The sequence below is a fragment of the Symplocastrum torsivum genome (genome assembly GCF_059505465.1).
The window spans coordinates 1-2,457 of the sequence record NZ_JCACKQ010000008.1; the positions used below are offsets into that span (position 1 = coordinate 1).

Below are 2,457 nucleotides of genomic sequence, written 5' to 3' on the forward strand. Positions count from 1 at the left end.
ATGGCTTCGAGCACCTTAATTCAAGAGCTACTCAGATGTCAAATGGGTTCTATAATCCTCAATCGGCAAAACTCAAACAGAAATGTCTGGCTCACTTGGAACGAGACTTAGAAGCGCTCCTAAGCAGTCGGTTTGCCGGCAATCGGGAATTCGCTGTTGCCGTTAGTCAAATTTTAGGACTGGCGCGTTCTGTGTATCGAGATTATCATGCAGGCAAGTTAAGCCGGGATGCGATCGCAAGCAGCCGCACTGACTTGGAATCCCAACTGCAAGCCGTTTTGGACAAGCCCATGGTTAGGGGATGGCCAACGGATGCTCAAAGATTAGCCAACCGCATTAAGCGTCATAGGGATGAGTGGTTCACTTTCTTGAGCTACCCGGAAGTCAAACCTGATAACAATGATGCTCAGAGGGCTTTACGTCCCATTGTTGTGCATCGCAAGGTCAGTGGCACAGCCAGAAGCGATTGGGGAGCGCAATTAGTTGCTCAAATGTTCAGCTTCTTGGAAACAGTGCGTTTGCAAGGTGGGGATGCGATCTCTCAACTATGTGAACTGCTGTCTTTGGCTGGTCGAAGTCCCCCTGGTTTGCCGACTACTTAAACTTCACTGGGCTTTTGAGTTACCTAGTTCTCAACAAGCCCTGGTTTTTGCTGTGAGCAGTTACATTAAAAGAAAAAATCAGACAGATTTTCGAGCAGGATAATCATTGGTTAGTTGGTTTATTTAAACTGGGAATATGGCTATCAGAAGCCAAAAAATATTTTCCCGATAGTCAGAACACTATCATTCGTTGGCTGGATGAGATTATTGCTTACTTCGATCATAGGATTACGAGTGGTGTTGTCGAAGGTATCAACAATAAACTTAAGTTGATTAAACGCTCTGCCTACGGGTTTAGAAATTTTGAAAACTTCCGAGTTAGATGTTTGCTTAATTGGCATTTTAATTGTTAGTTTAGCATACTAGTTACTGAAGAGCCGTTTTGTCTGTAGTTCACTCATTGATTGCCCCAGCGAAAAATTCGCTTGAATCATGATTTTATTTTTAACTGATCAGAGCGATCTCACAAATTTCTCTAATCGATCCATTCCCGTTTCAATTGATGCCATATCTGTAGCGTAGGAAAGGCGGATACACTCATCAGCGCCAAAAGCAAGACCAGGAATTACAGCAACTCGCTGAGATTCCAGTAAGCCGTCGCAGAACTTCAAAGATTTCAGCCCGGTTTGACTAATGTTAGGAAACATATAGAACGCACCATCCGGCTTAGCACAACTCAATCCAGGAATGGCATTAAGACGCTCTAACATCACCTGCCGTCGTTCAGCAAAAGCGAGACGCATTTCTTCTACACAATCTTGGGAATCGTTCAATGCTGTGATCGCACCATACTGAGCAAAGGTACAGACATTTGAGGTACTGTGTCCTTGAAGGGTTATCATCGCCTTAATCAATTCAACTGAGCCAGCGAGATAGCCCAAACGCCAGCCAGTCATTGAGAAGGCTTTCGCAAATCCGTTGCTAATAATCGTGCGGTCAAAGATTTCTGGTCCGACAGCACCAATGCTGAGGTGTTCTGCATCGTCGTAGAGAATCTTCTCGTAAATTTCGTCAGAAACAACCAAAATATCGGCTTCAACCACAACCGCTGCCAGTGCTTTCACCTCTGCTGGTGTATAGACCATCCCAGTCGGATTAGAGGGAGAATTGAGGACAAATAGCTTTGTTTTAGGAGTGATTGAGGCGCGTAGTTGCTCTGGCGTGATTTTGTAACCCGTAGAGGCATCTGTCGGAACAATTACAGGTGTGCCACCAGCAAGCTTCACCATTTCTGGATACGAAAGCCAGTAGGGGGCGGGAATAATTACTTCATCCCCAGGTTCAATCAACACCATCATTAGCTGATACAGAGAATGCTTACCGCCGTTGGTGACAATGACATTCTCTGCCGCATAACAAAGACCATTTTCCTCTCTAAGCTTACGCGCGATCGCATCTCGTAACTTTGGTTCCCCAGCAGCCGGTCCATACTTCGTCTTGCCTTCATCCAGCGCTTTTTGGGCAGCGGTTTTTATATGTACTGGGGTGGCAAAATCGGGTTCACCAGCGCTGAAACTACAAATATCTATTCCTTCTGCCTTCATGGCTAGCGCCTTGGCAGTAATCGCTAGGGTAAGGGAGGGAGAGACTTGACTAACTCGTGCTGCCAGCTTCATGCTTACTACACCGGAAAGAAAAAAAGGGAGAAAGTGCAAGGGCGTGCGCGTAACGCAATCCCTCTAGTCTCCCAGACTAACTTGTAATCACGCTCTTAATTGGCGTTTTTTTTACTTTTTTCCTAAGCAGATGGGTTTCTCGGCTACAAGCAATAGGATAAAAGAAAATTTTCTTCCCTAGACGCTATAGAACCCATTTGACATCTGAGTAGCTCTTGAATTAAGGTGCTCGAAGCCAT

2 protein-coding genes and 1 pseudogene are annotated in these 2,457 nt (G+C 45.3%); 2 read left to right on the plus strand and 1 reads right to left on the minus strand.

What is annotated here, in order from left to right; translation table 11 throughout:
* Both AC5JL3_RS02280 and AC5JL3_RS02285 read left to right on the plus strand, forming a co-directional pair.
* Nucleotides 1-602, plus strand: a 602-nt coding sequence (locus tag AC5JL3_RS02280; protein ID WP_496072948.1) for an IS66 family transposase, incomplete at its 5' end; no start/stop codon positions are given.
* A gap of 65 nt (nucleotides 603-667) precedes the next feature.
* A pseudogene (locus AC5JL3_RS02285) lies at nucleotides 668-955 on the plus strand (ISL3 family transposase); the annotation flags it as partial.
* Nucleotides 956-1,054: 99 nt separating this feature from the next.
* Here the strand turns inward: AC5JL3_RS02285 and AC5JL3_RS02290 are convergent.
* Nucleotides 1,055-2,218, minus strand: a complete 1,164-nt coding sequence (locus AC5JL3_RS02290) for a pyridoxal phosphate-dependent aminotransferase (protein WP_496072949.1) — start codon at nucleotides 2,216-2,218, stop codon at nucleotides 1,055-1,057.
* Nucleotides 2,219-2,457: the final 239 nt, after the last annotated feature.